This is a genomic window from Acidocella sp. KAb 2-4, from assembly GCF_020567705.1.
Lineage (GTDB): Bacteria > Pseudomonadota > Alphaproteobacteria > Acetobacterales > Acetobacteraceae > Acidocella.
Window position 1 is genome coordinate 113,367 of record NZ_JAJDJU010000002.1, and the last position, 15,077, is coordinate 128,443.

General features: G+C 69.2%; 13 protein-coding genes. 4 read left to right on the plus strand and 9 right to left on the minus strand.

The window, feature by feature from the left end; genetic code table 11:
• Positions 1 to 885 (minus strand): ABC transporter permease, encoded by an 885-nt coding sequence (locus LI953_RS02210; protein ID WP_227074360.1) that lies wholly within the window; start codon positions 883 to 885, stop codon positions 1 to 3.
• 52 nt (positions 886 to 937) lie between these two features.
• The gene (locus LI953_RS02215; RefSeq protein WP_227074361.1) at positions 938 to 1,300 is read right to left on the minus strand and encodes a hypothetical protein; all 363 of its coding nucleotides are present in this window, start codon (positions 1,298 to 1,300) and stop codon (positions 938 to 940) included.
• Positions 1,301 to 1,549: 249 nt separating this feature from the next.
• Here LI953_RS02215 and LI953_RS02220 point away from each other — a divergent pair, with 249 nt between their 5' ends.
• Positions 1,550 to 2,731, plus strand: a complete 1,182-nt coding sequence (locus tag LI953_RS02220; RefSeq protein ID WP_227074362.1) for a lytic transglycosylase domain-containing protein — start codon at positions 1,550 to 1,552, stop codon at positions 2,729 to 2,731.
• 22 nt (positions 2,732 to 2,753) lie between these two features.
• On the opposite strand, the gene aroB is transcribed toward LI953_RS02220, so the two are convergent.
• Positions 2,754 to 4,397 (minus strand): 3-dehydroquinate synthase, encoded by a 1,644-nt coding sequence (gene aroB / locus LI953_RS02225; RefSeq protein ID WP_227074364.1) that lies wholly within the window; start codon positions 4,395 to 4,397, stop codon positions 2,754 to 2,756.
• A 28-nt stretch (positions 4,398 to 4,425) separates the two neighbouring features.
• On the opposite strand from aroB, the gene LI953_RS02230 reads away from it, so the two are divergent.
• Positions 4,426 to 5,322: a tyrosine recombinase gene (locus LI953_RS02230; protein WP_227074365.1), complete on the plus strand. Its 897-nt coding sequence runs from the start codon at positions 4,426 to 4,428 to the stop codon at positions 5,320 to 5,322.
• Here the strand turns inward: LI953_RS02230 and LI953_RS02235 are convergent.
• From LI953_RS02235 to LI953_RS02255, 5 genes are read right to left on the minus strand one after another with little or no spacing between them, the layout of a single operon-like run.
• Positions 5,319 to 6,305 carry a glycosyltransferase family 2 protein gene (locus LI953_RS02235; RefSeq protein WP_227074367.1) on the minus strand — a complete coding sequence of 329 codons (987 nt, stop codon included), beginning with the start codon at positions 6,303 to 6,305 and terminating at the stop codon, positions 5,319 to 5,321. The two genes, LI953_RS02230 and LI953_RS02235, sit on opposite strands and share 4 nt — an antisense overlap.
• Complete coding sequence (locus LI953_RS02240) at positions 6,295 to 7,737, minus strand: exopolysaccharide biosynthesis polyprenyl glycosylphosphotransferase (protein ID WP_227074368.1); 1,443 nt, start codon at positions 7,735 to 7,737, stop codon at positions 6,295 to 6,297. Before LI953_RS02240 ends, LI953_RS02235 begins: the two co-directional genes overlap by 11 nt.
• Positions 7,738 to 7,794: 57 nt before the next feature.
• Positions 7,795 to 8,241: a GtrA family protein gene (locus LI953_RS02245; protein ID WP_227074370.1), complete on the minus strand. Its 447-nt coding sequence runs from the start codon at positions 8,239 to 8,241 to the stop codon at positions 7,795 to 7,797.
• Entirely contained in the window at positions 8,231 to 9,520 is a 1,290-nt protein-coding gene (locus LI953_RS02250; RefSeq protein WP_227074371.1) for an adenylosuccinate synthase, read from the minus strand. The genes LI953_RS02245 and LI953_RS02250 overlap by 11 nt, the downstream gene beginning before the upstream one ends.
• A 10-nt stretch (positions 9,521 to 9,530) precedes the next feature.
• Positions 9,531 to 10,670 (minus strand): ATP phosphoribosyltransferase regulatory subunit, encoded by a 1,140-nt coding sequence (locus LI953_RS02255; RefSeq protein ID WP_227074373.1) that lies wholly within the window; start codon positions 10,668 to 10,670, stop codon positions 9,531 to 9,533.
• A gap of 114 nt (positions 10,671 to 10,784) precedes the next feature.
• Here LI953_RS02255 and LI953_RS02260 point away from each other — a divergent pair, with 114 nt between their 5' ends.
• Both LI953_RS02260 and LI953_RS02265 read left to right on the plus strand, forming a co-directional pair.
• Complete coding sequence (locus LI953_RS02260) at positions 10,785 to 12,206, plus strand: MBOAT family protein (RefSeq protein ID WP_227074374.1); 1,422 nt, start codon at positions 10,785 to 10,787, stop codon at positions 12,204 to 12,206.
• A complete protein-coding gene (locus tag LI953_RS02265; RefSeq protein ID WP_227074375.1) occupies positions 12,206 to 13,192 on the plus strand; it encodes a hypothetical protein in 987 nt (328 codons plus the stop codon). Before LI953_RS02260 ends, LI953_RS02265 begins: the two co-directional genes overlap by 1 nt.
• Here the strand turns inward: LI953_RS02265 and cobT are convergent.
• The gene (gene cobT, locus LI953_RS02270; protein ID WP_227074376.1) at positions 13,189 to 15,072 is read right to left on the minus strand and encodes a cobaltochelatase subunit CobT; all 1,884 of its coding nucleotides are present in this window, start codon (positions 15,070 to 15,072) and stop codon (positions 13,189 to 13,191) included. The genes LI953_RS02265 and cobT overlap by 4 nt on opposite strands.
• Positions 15,073 to 15,077: the final 5 nt, after the last annotated feature.

Sequence of the window (15,077 nt, forward strand, 5' to 3'; positions counted from 1 at the left end):
TCACAACCAATAGGGCAGGCGGGGGCGGGCGCGCACGAACACCAGCCCGGTGATGACGAACAGGCCGAGCGAATAGCCGCAGGCCACATGCCAGGCCGCGAGATCCAGCCCCTGGCCGAGCAACGGGCCGCGCAGGATTTCGAGCAGCGCGTAAAACGGGTTGTAGCTGACAAACACCTGGCTCAGCCCGCGATGCGTCAGCATCGAGGGGTTCCACATGATCGGGGTGAGATAGAAGGCGATCTGCATGATGCTGCCGATGATCGGCGGAATGTCGCGGAAACGCGCCCCGAACAGCCCGAGCAGCAGGCTGGCGGCGAAACCATCGGCCAGCCAGAGCAGGAAGCCTGGCAGCAGGCTGAAACTGGCGAAACTCGGCGCGGTGCCGAACAGCGCGAACACCACGGCGATGACGATGACATTATGCCCCAGCACCAGCACGTTGCGCATCACCACCCGCGCCGCATGCACCGAATGCGGCATGCGGATCGAGCGGATCATCGCGTCGGCCTGGGTGAAGCAGGTGGTGGCCTCGGAGGCCACGGTGCTGATGAAATTCCATAGCACCAGCGACACGGTGAGGAACGGCAGATAGCCGCTCACATTCTGGTGAAACAGCCGGGCATAAAGCAAGCCAATGGCGCCGACCATGATGGCGGTGGACAAGGTGAGCCAGAGCGGCCCGAGCAGGGAGCCGCGATAGCGCAGCCGGATGTCGAACAGGCTGAGTGTCCACACCAGCGGCCAGAGCCGGGCCATGCCCGTGACATCGGCCGCCGCCAGCGCCAGCCGCTCGCGCCCGCTGCGCGACGCGGCGATGACGACAGGCCTCGCCGGCGCCGCATCGGCCGGGGCGGCGTCCGGGCCGGAAGGAAACATGTCCATGCGCTGGCGATAGCGGAACGGGGAGGCGGCATCAACCATGCGCCGCCACGGGTCAGAGCGGGTGGATGACCACGCCGCCCTGCGCCTGCGTCACGCTCACCGCCTGGCCAGGGGCAAAGGCGGGGTCGCCCGGTTCGGCGACGGATTTCACGCTGCCATCGGGCATGCGGATGACGATCTCGGTGCCCGGCCCGGCGGCGCCAGGCATGGGCTGGCCGAGAATGGTCATGATCCGCCCCAGTGCCGCGCCCGATTGGCCAGGGGCGGCATGGCGCACCGCAACCACGGTGGCGGTGGGCGGGGCGGCGATGGCGGTGGCCGCGGGCGGGGCCGAGGGCGCGCAGCCGCTCAGCCCGGCCAGGGCGAGCAGGGCCGCCCCGGCGCGGGCAGGCGAGATGTCGCGTGGAAGTGGCATGGGGCAGAGCTAACACGCCCGGCGCCGCGCCGGTAGGCACCGGATGTCAAGATTTTATTGCCCAGGCTTGTGTTGTGGTTTAATGGCTTAGAGTGCCTTGTTTAAGCCATCATTGAACATGATGCTGTAAACATAGGCCAAAACTGTTGGAGGCTTCCGATCGTGGTCAATGGCTCCCAAGTGCGGCTGGCTCGTGCGTGTCGTTCTCGCGCCCGCTTCAGGCTGAAGCTGTCGCTGGGTTGCGCGGGCATGGCGCTGCTTACGGCCTGCGCCGGCGGCCCGCGTGTGAACCAGGCTGAAAACGCCGGGTACTACCTCTCTCACGCGCAGCATGGCTACAACCCGCCCGGTCCGCCGAGCGACCCATGGGGGCCATATATCCAGGCGGCGTCGGCGCGGTTCGACGTGCCGGATGTCTGGATCCGCCAGGTGATGCGCGTGGAATCCGGCGGGCATGAATATCTTGATGGCCAGTTGATCGTCTCCGCCGCTGGCGCGATGGGGCTGATGCAGCTCGAACCCGAGACCTATCAGGAGATGGCGGCGCGGTACGGGCTCGGCAACGACCCGTTCAACCCCTATGACAACATCATGGCCGGCGCCGCGTATATCCACGAGATGTACCAGATCTACGGCTCACCCGGCTTCCTCGCCGCCTATAATGCCGGGCCGGGGCGGTTGCAGCAATACATGGATGGCAATGCCACCCTGCCGTACGAAACCCGCAATTACGTGGCGATGATCGCGCCGCATATCCAAGGCGCTTACCCGGCGCATCGCTCGGATGCCGACCAGCTGGCCCTCAACACGACACCGATTTCGGCGCCGGGCGGTTTGCTGCCGCCGGGCTTCGTGCCGTCGGCCTCTTATGGCTTGCCCGCTCAGGGCAACCCGGCCGAGGCCGCGCCGGTGCAGGTGGCGTCGATCGCGCCGGTGCAGGTGGCCCCAGTGGCGCCGGTGCAGACCGCCGCTGTCGCGCCGCCCCCAGCTCCGCCGCGCCCGGCCGCGCCCGCCTATCAGGGCGCGTTCGCCGACTCCGCGCTCGCCATGTCCCTGCCGCCTCCGCCGCCACAGCCCGCTCATGCGCAGCAACGGCAGGATTTCTCGCTCATCCCGCCCGCCATGGCCGACACGCCGCCGCGCACCCAGCAAGTGGCGTCGCTGCCGCGCGGCGGCTCGCAATGGGCGATTCAGGTCGGCGCCTATTCCAGCTCCGCCAATGCCCGCGCGGCGCTGGGTATCGCCGAGCTCACCGCCGTCTCGCAGCTGGTGAAGGGGCAGGCGATGGTGCAATCCGTGCATGTTGGCGGCAAGACCGCCTACCGCGCCCGCGTGATCGGGCTGCAGCATGAGGAGGCGGTGAACGCCTGCAGCCGGCTCTCCAACGGGCCGACGGGCTGCGAGGTGATCTCGCCCGACGAGCAGTCCTGAACCGCCCGCCGGGGCGCGGGGGTTACACCGCGCCGTTGGCGAGCAGCGTGGCGCGGACCGCCTCTTCCTCGACCTGATTGCTGGTGAAGGCCTGGCCGATGCCGTGCGTCAGCACGAAGGTGAGCTTGCCTTCGCGCATCTTCTTGTCCTGCTTCATATGCGCCAGCAGGTGCTCGGCCTTGAGCCTGGCGATGCGCGGCGGCAGCCCGGCGCGGGCGATATGCGCGGCGATGCGGCTGGTGTCCTCCTGCGGGCACAGGCCGAGCCGGGCGGAGAGATCGGTGGCCAGCACCAGCCCCGTCGCCACCGCCTCACCATGCAGCAAGCTGCCGTCGAAATGGCATTCCGCCTCCAGCGCATGCGCGAAAGTATGGCCGAGATTGAGCAAAGCGCGGCCATTATTCGGCTTGGTCTCGCGCTCGTCATCGCCCACCACCCGCGCCTTGAAGCGCACCGCGTGTTCGATGGCCTGGCCGAGCAGCGCGTCATCGCCGCCGACGATGCCTTCGGCATGCGCCTCGCACCAATCGTAGAAGGCGGCGTCGGCGATCATCCCGGCCTTGACGATTTCGGCGTAGCCCGCGCGCAGCTCGCGCGGCGGCAGGGTGCGCAGCGCGCCGGTATCGGCCAGCACCAGCAGCGGCTGATGGAAGGCGCCGATCAGGTTCTTGCCCTGCGGCGCGTTGATTCCGGTCTTGCCGCCGACGCTGGAATCGACCTGCGAGAGCAGGGTGGTCGGGATCTGGATGAAGGGCAGGCCGCGCAGCGTGGCCGCGGCGGTGAAGCCGGCGAGATCGCCGACCACGCCGCCGCCGAGCGCGATGATGGTGGTGTGGCGATCCACCTTCTGCTCCAGCAGGGTGGTGACGAGGCGCTGCCAAGTCGCGATGCTCTTCGACTCCTCGCCCGGCGTCACGGTGAGCGTGCTGTGCCGCACCCCAACCTCATCCAGCGCCGCTTGCAGCGTGGGCAGATGCAGCTTGGCGACATGTTCATCGGTGATGATCACGCAGCGCGGCTGCGGCAGCACGGGCGCGATATGGGCGCCCGCGCGGGCCAGCAGGCCGGGGCCGATCAGCACGTCGTAGCTGCGCTCCGAGAGCTGCACATGCACGCGCCGCGGCGGGGTATAGGCGTTGAGCGCGGCAATCACGTTATCGGTCGTCACTTGCGGGGGAACCTCCGAACCGTCGATGATGAGATCGGCCTGGGCATAGACCGGGCTGCGCAGCGCGGAAAGCCGGGCCAGGATTTCCGCCGGGTCGCCGGCGTTGAGCAGCGGGCGGTGCGTGCGCCCCTGGGTGCGCGCGAGCAGCACCGGCAGCGGGCAGCGCAGCCAGACCGAGACCGCGCGCTGGCGGATCGCGGCGCGGGTGTCGGGGTCCATGAAGGCGCCGCCGCCGGTGGCGAGCACGATGCGCCCCTGGCCGAGCAGGCGCTCGATCACGCGCTTTTCCCCAGTCCGGAAATACGCTTCGCCATGGATCTTGAAGATCTCCGCGATGCTCATCCCCGCGGCGCGCTCGATCTCCTGGTCGGCGTCGAAAAACGGCAAGCCCAGCTGGGCCGCCACGCGCTTGCCGATGGCGGTTTTGCCGGCCCCCATCAGGCCGACGAGAACGATGCTGCGCGCCCGCGCGGGCAGGTCTTGGTGGTTGAATGACATGGCCGGGAACGCTTATCACATTGAGCGCATGACGATAGATGGCCAGGCCGAGGCGTTTCTGGAAATGCTCGCCGCCGAGCGCGGGGCGGCGGCCAACACGCTCGCCGCCTATGCGGCTGACCTTGAGGACTTCCTGAGTTTCTTGCGCGCGCGGGGCGTGCAGGCCAGCGGCGCGGCGGCGGGCGATGTCAGCGCCTATCTGCGCGGCCTGTATGAAACCGGGCTGTCGGCCCGCACCCAGGCGCGCAGGCTCTCCAGCTTGCGGCAATTCTTCCTGTTCCTGCTGCGCGAGGGGCGGCGCGCGGATAACCCGATGGCCGAATTCGTCACCCCGCGTTTGCCCAAGGCGCTGCCGAAATATCTCTCCGAATCGGAGGTGAATGCGCTGTTCGCAGCGGCGCGGGCGCTGCCCGGCCTGCCGGGGCTGAAGGCGGTGGCGGGGCTGGAGATCCTCTACGCCACCGGCCTGCGCGTGTCAGAATTGCTGGCCCTGCCCGCGGCGGCGCTGACCACCGACGCGCAGATGCTGCTGGTGAAAGGCAAGGGCGGCAAGGAGCGGATGGTGCCACTCTCGGACCCCGCCAAGCTGGCCGCGGCCTCGTTGCGGGCGGCGGTGGCGGAGATGAAGCCCGCCCCGCGCTATTTGTTCCCCGGCCGCGACCCGCGCGAGGCGATGACCCGCCAGGGCTTCGCGCTGCTGCTCAAGCAGGTGGCGCTGCAAGCGGGCCTCGACCCGGCGCGGCTCTCGCCGCATGTGCTGCGCCATTCCTTCGCCTCGCATCTGCTGGCGCATGGGGCGGATCTGCGCAGCCTGCAAAAGCTGCTCGGCCATGCCGACATCGCCACCACCGAGATCTACACCCATGTGCTTGCCGCGCGGCTGCAAAAGCTGGTGCAGGAGCTGCACCCGTTGGCGGGCGGTTAGCGCGCCAGTACTTCGCGCCGCAGCCTTTGCAGCCAGGAGCCGCGATGGCGGGTCTCGTTGTGCCGGATGTAGCGGCGCATGGCGGCGGGCATGCGCCGCGGCGCGGCGATGTTGGCGGCGAAGGCCGCGCGCACCCCGCGCCAGACCTGGGCCGCGCAGCCCGTGAGCGCGCCGCGCAGTAGATAAGCCCCGATGCGCGGTGCCAGCGCCAGCGGCGCCGCGCCCCATTTGCGCGCGATCAGCAGCCGGTTGCGCACGAACAACGCCATCCGCCCGCCTTGCCATTGCACCCGCGCCTCGGGCGAGACCTTGTGGATCACCGCCAGCGTGCCGTCATAAGCCACGCGCCAGCCGAGCGCGATGGCGGCGAGGCAGAAATCATATTCCTCCCAGGTGAAGAACAGGTCCGGGTCATAGCCTCCGGCGGCGGTCCAGGCGGCGCGGCGGATGGCATGCCCGGCGCCGACGAAGGTGGTGGTGTCGAACCGCTCGCGGTAGCGCGGTAGTAACCCCTTGGGGTAGCCCCAGCTGCCGGTGTCGGGCTGCGTGCCGTCAGTGGCCAGGATGGCGAAGCCGAGCGCGCCGAGATCAGGGGCGCGGCGGAAGGCGCGCAGCGCATTCGCCACCACGAATTCATCGGCGAAGGCGGCATCGTTATCCAACGCCACGATAATCTGGCCATGGCCGAGCGCGGCGGCAAGGTTGCGCCCGCCCGCCACGCCCAGATTGCGCCCGGCGCTATGCAAGGCGAAGCGCGAATGCCCGCCAAAAGCGCGGGCGATGGCGGCGAGGGTCTCCGGCGCCGAGCCCTGGTCGAGCACCGTCACATGGAATTCGCCGCCGCGCTGGCCCAGGGCGGAGGCGATGGCGGCCAGCGTGTCGGGCAGCCGCTCCAGACAGAGGATGATGATGTCGGCGTCGTAACCTTGCAGCGGCGGCGGCGCGCCGGCCAGACGTTTCGGCTTCGCCGGCTCAGTAGGCATTTTTCTGCGACAGCACCGCAGGCAGGGTGCGCAGCAGAATGGCGAGGTCGAGCCAGAGCGACCAGCCCTCAATGTATTCGAGATCGCTGGCGAGGCGGTGTTCCAGCGCGGCCAGCGCCAGCGTCGCCCCGCGCTGGCCGCGGATCTGCGCCAGCCCGGTCATGCCCGGCTTCACCCGGTGGCGCAGGCGATAGAGGCGCAGCGCGGTTTCGAAACTCATGCCCTCCACCTGTGTCTCCGGCGCGTGCGGGCGCGGCCCGACCAGCGACATGTCGCCGCGCACCACGTTGATGAGCTGGGGCAGCTCGTCGAGCGACAAGCGGCGCAGGATGCGGCCGAGCGGCGTCACCCGCTTGTCGCCGTGGCGGGCCTGGGCGAAGGGGCGCTCCGGCACATGTGTCATGGTGCGGAATTTCAGCATCGAGAAGCGCCGCCCCTGGGCGCCGATGCGCGTCTGCCGGAACAGTACCGGGCCGCCGCTGGTCAGCCGCACCAGGGCCGCGATGGCGAGCAGTAGCGGCGCCGCCAGCGCCAGCAGCGCGCCGCCAGTGAGCAGGTCGAACAGCCGTTTCACCGGATTGGTGGAATTCACCAGCTCGCCGGTGACGATCGGCATCAGCTTGCACGCCCCGGTGCGGGATTTCACCATCTCGGGCAGCTTGTCCGCGAGGTCGAAGCCCATCCAGATGCGCGCCGGAAAGGTCAGCAGCTCGGCCAGCAGCGTCTGGTGGCGTGGCGCGTCGAAGCTTTCCAGCTGTGGATGGTGGATGAACACCACATCACCGATGTCGCGCTCATGCAGCAGGCGCAGCATGGCGGGAATGTCGGCCAGTTCAGGCCAGCGATGCCAATCGCCTCGCTCGTGCCGGGCGGCAAGGTAGAGCACCCCGGCCACGTTGGGCGAGAGCTGCGCGGCGGAGAGGGCGCGGGTGATGTCGCGCGGGCAATGGTCGTAGCAGACAAGCAGCGTGCCGGGCCGGGCCGCGCGTTCGGCCGGGATATGGCTGACGAGCAGCGAGCGCGTGCCGATCAGCAGTAGCGGGGTGACGGCGAGATCCGCCGCCGTCCAGGCGCGGGTGAGGATGTGCGGATGCCCGAGCAGCAGCGCCAGGCTGAGCATCGCCACCGTGGTGGCGAGAAAGGCGCTGGCGGCGATGCCCACACCGTGGCGTGCCCGCGTGCCATAACCGCCATGCGAGGCGGTGAGCAGCACGGTGAACAGCGCCAGCAGGCTCCAAAACCACAGGTTGTTCTTGAGGTTTTCCGTGCTCTGTTTGAGCAAACTGCCAACCAGCGGCAGCACCAGCATGCATAACAGGTCGCAGAGGATCAGGCATTGCCGGAGCGAGAGCGGCGGCGATAACAGGAAGCCGCTTGTTTCACCGGCGGTTGTGGCGGGAATCAGGGCCGCCGAGGCTTGCAGCTCCGCCATGCGGGAGGACTCTCTAAGGTTGTCTAATCGTTAACCATTTATTAACTTTTGGTTGTATTAACGAAAGACGAAACGCTTGGAAAGCAGGTAATTGAACACCAGCCCCGCACAAGTGCCGGCAATGATGCCAATCACAGGTTGTTGATCGACGAGGGTGAACCGGGCCACCAGGGTGAAGAACACGCCGCGGTTGAAGACGAAGCCAATGGCGTTGGCGGCGATGAATTTCGCCCATTGCACATGCGGGGCGGCGTGGTCGTGATGGCGGAAGGTCCAGAGCCGGTTGGCCGCCCAATTGGCGGTGGCGGCGACAAGAAAGCCGCACGTGCCGGCGACGTAGAGATTGGTGTGGCCGCGCAGCAGATAGACGGTGCCGGTATCCCAGCAGAAGCCGAGCACGCCGACGATGCCGAAGCGGATAAAGCTTTCCGGCAGCCCCAGCCGCGCCAGCAGCGCGACCAGGGCATCCAGCCAGGAGAGCAGGCGCAGGGTTTCAGCCCGCAAAGGGGTCCTGCATCAGGATGGTGTCGTCGCGCTCCGGGCTGGTGGAGAGCAGAGTCACCGGCGCTTCCACCAGTTCCTCGATGCGCTTGACATATTTCACCGCCGCCGCCGGCAGTTCGGCCCAGCTGCGCGCGCCGCGGGTGGAGCTGCTCCAGCCTTCCAGCGTCTCGTAGATCGGCTCGGCCGCGGCCTGGGCGGCCATGGCGGCGGGCAGGTGCTTAAAGGTCTGGCCGTTGATGCGGTAGCCGATGCCGATTTTCAGCTCCGGCAGGCCGTCCAGCACGTCCAGCTTGGTCAGGGCGAGGCCCTGAATGCCGCCCACCTTCACCGCCTGGCGGACCAGCGCGGCGTCGAACCAGCCGCAGCGGCGCTTGCGCCCGGTCACGGTGCCGAATTCATGCCCGCGCTCGCCCAGGGTCTGCCCGGTTTCGTCGTGCAGCTCGGTGGGGAACGGCCCGGCGCCGACGCGGGTGCAATAGGCCTTGGCGATGCCGAGCACGCGCCCGGCGGCGTCAGGCCCCATGCCGCTGCCCGAGCCGGCGGTGCTGGCGACGGTGTTGGAGGAGGTGACGAACGGGTAGGTGCCGTGGTCCACATCCAGCATCACCGCCTGCGCCCCCTCGAACAGGATGCGCTGGCCGGTGCGCTTGGCCTCGGCCAGACGCTCCCACACCGGCTCGGCGAAGGGCAGCAGCTTGGGCGCGAGGTCGAGCAGGCTGGCGAGCAGCTCCTCTTTCTTGAAGACCGGCGCGCCCAGGCCGGCGAGCAGCGTGTTGTGGTGCAGCAGCAGCTCGTCCAGCTTGGCCGAGAGGGTTTCCGGCTCCGCGAGGTCGCAGATGCGGATGGCGCGGCGCGCCACCTTGTCTTCATAGGCCGGGCCGATGCCGCGCCCGGTGGTGCCGATCTTGCGTTCGCCACGGGCGGCCTCGCGCGCGGCGTCCAGCGCCGCGTGCAGGGGCAGGATCAGCGGCGCGTTATCGGCGATGCGCAGGGTTTCGGGCGAGACCTTCAGCCCCTGGGCGGAAACGCGCTCGATCTCGGCCAGCAGGGCGAACGGGTCCACCACCACGCCATTGCCGATCACGCCCATCTTGCCGCGCACCAGCCCGGAGGGGAGCAGGGAGAGCTTGTAGGTCTGATTGCCGACCACCAGCGTGTGCCCGGCATTATGCCCGCCCTGGAAGCGCACCACCACGTCCGCGCGGCTGGCCAGCCAGTCCACCACCTTGCCTTTGCCCTCGTCGCCCCATTGCGCGCCGATAATGGTTACGTTCGTCATGTCTGGTTCCTTAAGCGAGGGGGACGATCTGGCCGTCCGAGAAAATATGGCTGCAGCCCAGGCGCGCGGCTTCGGCGCGCGGGTCGGGAAGCGGGGTGAGGCCGTTGATGGTGGCGAAGCCCTGGGCGCGCGCGGCGGCGGCGGCCGTGGCGGCGGTGCCGAGCGGCAGATACAAGCGCGGGCGCAGCTTGGGGCGCGGGGCGAGGCGGATGATGGTGTCGGGGTACAGGGTGATGCCGGTGGCGGGCTCGGCCTCGCCGCCGAGATAGCGGCCGCCGCGCCCGAGTTCGGCCTGCGCCCCGGCGGCGAACAGCGTCATGCAGATGCCGGTATGGTATTGGTAGCCGCGGAATTCCACCGGATCGACGGTGAGTTGCAGCCCCGGCCGCGCGGCGCGCAGCACCGCCACGGTCTCGGCCAGACGGGCCACCAGCGCCTTGGCCGGGGCCGGCAGCGCCAGCCCGAGCAGCGCGGGGATGGCGCGGTCGGCTTGGCCGCTGGCATCCAGCAACTGGCCGAGCAGCGCGGCCGCCACGCCGCCATGCGCGGCCACGGCGGCGCTGTCCTTGCGGTCGAGCGCGCGGGTGAGGGCCGGGGAGGCGCCGCCAAGCTGGCTGTCGATCAGGTCAGGCACCAGCCGGGGCACGGTGAGGTCGACGCTGAGCTGGGTCAGCCCCACGGCTTCCAGCGCCTCGATGGCGGTGAGAATGATCTCGGCGTCGGCGGTGGCGGAATCCTCGCCGATCAGCTCGATGCCCGCCTGGGCGATCTGCCGCTCGGGCTCCAGATCGCTCCCGCGCACGCGCAGGCATTGCCCGGCATAGGCGAGGCGCAGCGGGCGCGGCGCGGCGGAGAGCCGGGTGGCGGCGAGGCGCGCGATCTGCGGCGTGGTGTCGGCGCGCAGGCCCATCATGCGCTGGCTGTCCGGGTCCATCAGCCGGAAGGTCTGCTCCGCCGTGGCGGCGCCGGACCCGGCGAATAAACTATCCTCGAATTCCAGCAGCGGGGGTTTCACCCGCTCATAACCATGCGCGGCGAAGCAATCCATGATCGCTTCGATGGAGCGGGCTTCCAGCTCGGCCTCGGGCGGCAGGATGTCGCGCAGGCCAGCGGGCAGCAAAGCGGGGTGGGAGAGCGGGGTGTCGTTCATGGAAACCGGTTGTAGTGGCGTGGCGCTATAGCATCGCCACGCGGCAGGTCCAATTGCCTGGGCCGATTTCGTAAAGTAAACCGGCGGCAATTCAACCTTAACGGGCTTTGAAAATTGCTTTTCAACAGCAGGGTGTTCATCCTGGCGTTTCTGCCCGTGGCGCTGAGCCTGTATCTGGCCGCCGCGCGGCTGGGGCGGCGGGCGGCCATGCTGTGGCTGCTGGCGGTGAGCCTGGTGTTTTACGCTTGGTGGAAGCCGCTCTGCCTGCCGCTGCTGCTCGGCTCGATTGGCACGAACTTCCTATGCGGGCGGATGATGCTGCGCGCGCCGCGGCGGCGGCTCTGGCTGGTGGCGGGGCTGGTGTTCAATTTCGCCTTGCTCGGGGTGTTCAAATATGCCGGGCTGTTCGGGGTGGCGGGCATCGTGCTGCCGCTGGGCATCAGCTTCTTCACCTTCCAGCAAGTGATGTTCCTGGTCGATACATGGCGGGGCGAATTGGGCGCGGCGCCGTTCCTTGACTACGCCTGCTTCATCGCCTTCTTCCCGCATCTCATCTCGGGGCCGATCGTGCGGCCGGGGCATATCCTGCCGCAATTCGCGGCGCTGCGGCCCTGGGCTGGCTTGCGCGCGCGGGTGGCCGAGGGGGCGGAGCTGTTCCTGCTCGGCCTGGCCAAGAAAATGGTGCTGGCCGACGGGCTGGCCCGTTTCGCCGATCCCGGCTTCGCGGCGGCGGCGCGGCATGATCCGCTGAGTCTGGTCGAAGCCTGGGTGGCGCTGCTTGCCTACGCGCTGCAAATCTATTTCGACTTCTCCGGCTATTCCGACATGGCGATCGGCCTCGCCCGGATGTTCGGCATTTCGTTTCCGGTGAATTTCGCCAGCCCCTATAAGGCGGATAATATCAGCCTGTTCTGGCGGCGCTGGAACATCACGCTCAGCTTTTTCCTGCGCGACTATCTCTACATTCCGCTTGGCGGCAACCGGCGGGGCGAGGCGCGGCGCATCGCCAATCTGCTGATCACCATGCTGCTCGGCGGGCTGTGGCACGGGGCGGCGTGGCGCTTCTTGCTCTGGGGCGGGCTGCATGGGGTGTATCTGGTGCTGCATGGCTGGGCCGGGCGCTTAAGGCTGCGCCTGCCCGTGCGGCTGGGCTGGGCGCTCACCCTGTTTTGCGTGCTGCTGGCCTGGGTGCCGTTCCGCGCCGCCGGGTTTGGCGCGGCGATGGCGTTTTACAAAGGGCTGTTCGGCGGCAATGGCGTCGTCCTGCCCGCGCTGCTGGTGCAGGCGGCGCCGTGGCTGGGGCATGTCGCCCGAGCGGTGCCGGTGCTGCCTTATCTGGGCGATGCGCGCACGCTGAGCCTGCCGCAAGCCGTGCTGATGCTGGCGCTGGGCTGGTGGATCGCGCTCGCCTGGCCCAATACGCAGGAGATGACGCGCGGCCGCCGCCATGCCGCGCTGGTGGCCAGTGTGGCGTTCAGCTTGCAAGCCCTGTTCTTCGCCCCGGCTGCCGTGCCGTTTCTGTATTTCCAGTTCTGATGCGCCGGCTGCTGCTCGCTTGCCTAGCCTCGGTGGTGCTGTATGCCGGGCTGTTTGGCGCGGTGGCCGACAGGCCGCTCTCGCTCGGCGCGCTGCGGCTGGAGATGCGGCAAAAGGTCGCCGCGCTGGCGGCGCTGCCCTCGCCGCGCCTGGTGATCCTCGCCGGGTCCAACGGGCCGTACTCGCATTCCTGCGCGGTGCTGGGGGCGATGCTGAACCTGCCCTGCGAGAATGCGGGCATCGCCGTCGGCATCGGGCTGGACGATGTGTTCGCCCGCGATGCGCCGCTGCTGCGCGCGGGGGATGTGGTGTATATGCCGATGGAGTTGCAGCAATACACGATGAGCGCGGCGGCCTATCGCGCGGCGGTGGATGGCGCGTTACTGCTCCGCCACGACCGGGCTTTGCTGTGGCGCTTGCCGCTGGGGCGGGTGCTGGGTGCGTTGTTCTGCTGCCAATTGGCGGATCTGATGGAGGCGGCGGCGGAGATGCCGCTCGCGCATCTGCATGCGCTCGACGCCCAAGCCCTGCTGGCGCGCGAATACAACGCCCAGGGCGACCGCATCGACAACGCCGCCGCGCAGCGTGTTCCCGCACTCATCGGCCCGCCGCCCCCCTTGCCGGCGCCGGCGGAGATCGCGGCGGGCTATGGGGCGAGGCTGATCGCCGGCTTTGTCGCCACGGAAACCCGGCGCGGCGTGGTGGTGATTGGCGGGCTGCCGGTGGAGGACCGTGCCGCCAGGCTGCCGCCCGCGCTGTTGGCGGCGATCGAGGCGGTGTATACGCAAAATGGAGGGCAGTTCCTGGCGCTGGCCAATGAGAGCCACTACCCGGCGGCGGATTTCTTCAACAGCCCGGAGCATCTGAGCCGGCCTTGCCAGTTGCGTCATACGATGACGCTGGCCCCGGCGCTGGCGGCCCTGCTGCGCCGCCCCGCCGGTGCGCCCCCGCCCGGCGCGGCGGCGCTGGCGGCCGCCTGCCCTTAACCGATCTGCGGTGCCCCGCGTGCCGTGGCCTGGTGCCAGGCCGCGGCTTCGTCCTCGTCGAACAGCTCGGCCAGCTTGCGCATCATCGTGCCGCCCAGCTCCTCGGCGTCCACGATGGTCACCGCGCGGCGGTAATAGCGCGTCACGTCATGCCCGATGCCAATGGCGATCAGCTCCACCAACCCCCGGTTTTCGATGTCGCGGATTACGTCGCGCAGATGCCGCTCGAGATAATTCCCGGCATTCACCGAGAGGGTGGAGTCGTCCACCGGCGCGCCATCGGAGATGACCATCAGGATGCGCCGGTATTCGGGCCGGGCGAGCAGGCGGCGATAGGCCCAGAGCAGGGCCTCGCCGTCGATATTCTCCTTCAGCAGCCCCTCGCGCAGCATCAGGCCGAGGTTTTTGCGCGCCCGGCGCATCGGCATGTCGGCGGCCTTGTAGATGATATGGCGCAGATCGTTCAGCCGGCCGGGATGCGCGGGCTTGCCGTCCTGCACCCATTTCTCGCGGCTCTGCCCGCCTTTCCAGGCGCGGGTGGTGAAGCCGAGGATCTCCACCTTCACGCCGCAGCGCTCCAGCGTGCGGGCCAGGATATCGCCGCACATCGCCGCCACGGTGATCGGGCGGCCGCGCATCGAGCCGGAATTGTCGAGCAGCAGCGTCACCACCGTGTCGCGGAACTCGGTTTCCAGCTCTTGCTTGTAGGTGAGCGCCAGCAGCGGATCGACAACCACGCGGGCGAGGCGCGCGGCGTCCAGCATGCCTTCCTCGAGGTCGAATTCCCAGGCGCGGGTCTGCTGGGCGAGCAGGCGGCGCTGCAGCCGGTTGGCGAGCTTGGCGACCACCGCGTGCAGATGCTGCAATTGCTGGTCGAGCTGCTGGCGCAGGCGGGAGAGTTCGTCCGGGTCGCACAGCTCCTCGGCCAGGATCTCCTCGTCGAAGGCGGTGGTGTAGGGGCGGTAGGCGCTGGTGTCGCCGGTGTCGGCGGGTGGGCGGCGCGGCTGCGGCCCGGCGGGGGATTCGCCGGCATCGGCGGGCATGTCCTCCGGCTCGCCCTCTTCCTCGGTGAAATCATCGCCCGCGTCGCCCTCGGCGGTCTCGGGCTGCGCGGCGAGTAGCGGGGCTTCCTGCGTCTGGCTCTGGCCCTGGCTGTCGGGGGTGTTGTCCTGCTGGACGGTCTGCTCCCCCTGGTCCTGGCTTTGCTCTTCGTTCTGCTCGTCGCCCGGCCCGGCTTCCGCCTCGGCCAGCTCCACCGCCGCCAGCAGCTTGCGCGCGGCGCGGCTGTATACGGCCTGGTCCGCCTGGGCGTGGGCGAGCTCGTCCAGCGCGGCCTCGGCCTCGGGAGGCAGCGTGCGGTGCCACAGATTCAGGATCTGCCGCGCCGAGTCGGGCACGGCGGCGGGGTCCATGCGCTCGCGCGCCAGCAGGGCGACGGCGGCGGGCAGCGGCAGCTGGTCGCGCGCGACCATTTTGTCCAAGCCCCCGGCGACGCATTCATCATCCAGCTTCTGGCGCAGATTGGCCGCCACCCCGGCCATGTGCCGCGCGCCGAACACCTCCACGCGCGCCTGTTCCAGCGCGTCGAACGCCTCGCGCGCCTCGCGCGAGGCCGGGGCGCGGGCGTTATGCACCGCGTCGTCATGATAGCGCAGGCGCAGGGCCATCGCATCGGCGGCGGCGCGCAGCTTGGCCATCTCGGGCGCGGGCAGCGCGCGCGAGGGCGTGGGCAGCCGCGCCCGCTTGTTGTTGCTGGCCAGCCCGGCCGGGCCCGGCTGATAGGCGACCTCCAGCTCCTGCACATGCGCCATCGCCCGCAGCGTGTTGGCGGTGGCGCGCTTGAACTCCTCGGCCTTGCCCTGGTCCTGCTTGCCGTTCATGGCGC

Bases quoted from the DNA above. Each gene is read 5' to 3' on its own strand.
- LI953_RS02240 (WP_227074368.1), bottom strand. From the start codon at position 7,737: ATGGCGGAGCTGCAAGCCTCGGCGGCCCTGATTCCCGCCACAACCGCC.
- LI953_RS02230 (WP_227074365.1), top strand. From the start codon at position 4,426: ATGACGATAGATGGCCAGGCCGAGGCGTTTCTGGAAATGCTCGCCGCC.
- LI953_RS02210 (WP_227074360.1), bottom strand. From the start codon at position 885: ATGGACATGTTTCCTTCCGGCCCGGACGCCGCCCCGGCCGATGCGGCG.
- LI953_RS02220 (WP_227074362.1), top strand. From the start codon at position 1,550: ATGGCGCTGCTTACGGCCTGCGCCGGCGGCCCGCGTGTGAACCAGGCT.
- LI953_RS02255 (WP_227074373.1), bottom strand. From the start codon at position 10,670: ATGAACGACACCCCGCTCTCCCACCCCGCTTTGCTGCCCGCTGGCCTG.
- LI953_RS02250 (WP_227074371.1), bottom strand. From the start codon at position 9,520: ATGACGAACGTAACCATTATCGGCGCGCAATGGGGCGACGAGGGCAAA.
- cobT (WP_227074376.1), bottom strand. From the start codon at position 15,072: ATGAACGGCAAGCAGGACCAGGGCAAGGCCGAGGAGTTCAAGCGCGCC.
- LI953_RS02265 (WP_227074375.1), top strand. From the start codon at position 12,206: ATGCGCCGGCTGCTGCTCGCTTGCCTAGCCTCGGTGGTGCTGTATGCC.
- aroB (WP_227074364.1), bottom strand. From the start codon at position 4,397: ATGTCATTCAACCACCAAGACCTGCCCGCGCGGGCGCGCAGCATCGTT.
- LI953_RS02235 (WP_227074367.1), bottom strand. From the start codon at position 6,305: ATGCCTACTGAGCCGGCGAAGCCGAAACGTCTGGCCGGCGCGCCGCCG.
- LI953_RS02215 (WP_227074361.1), bottom strand. From the start codon at position 1,300: ATGCCACTTCCACGCGACATCTCGCCTGCCCGCGCCGGGGCGGCCCTG.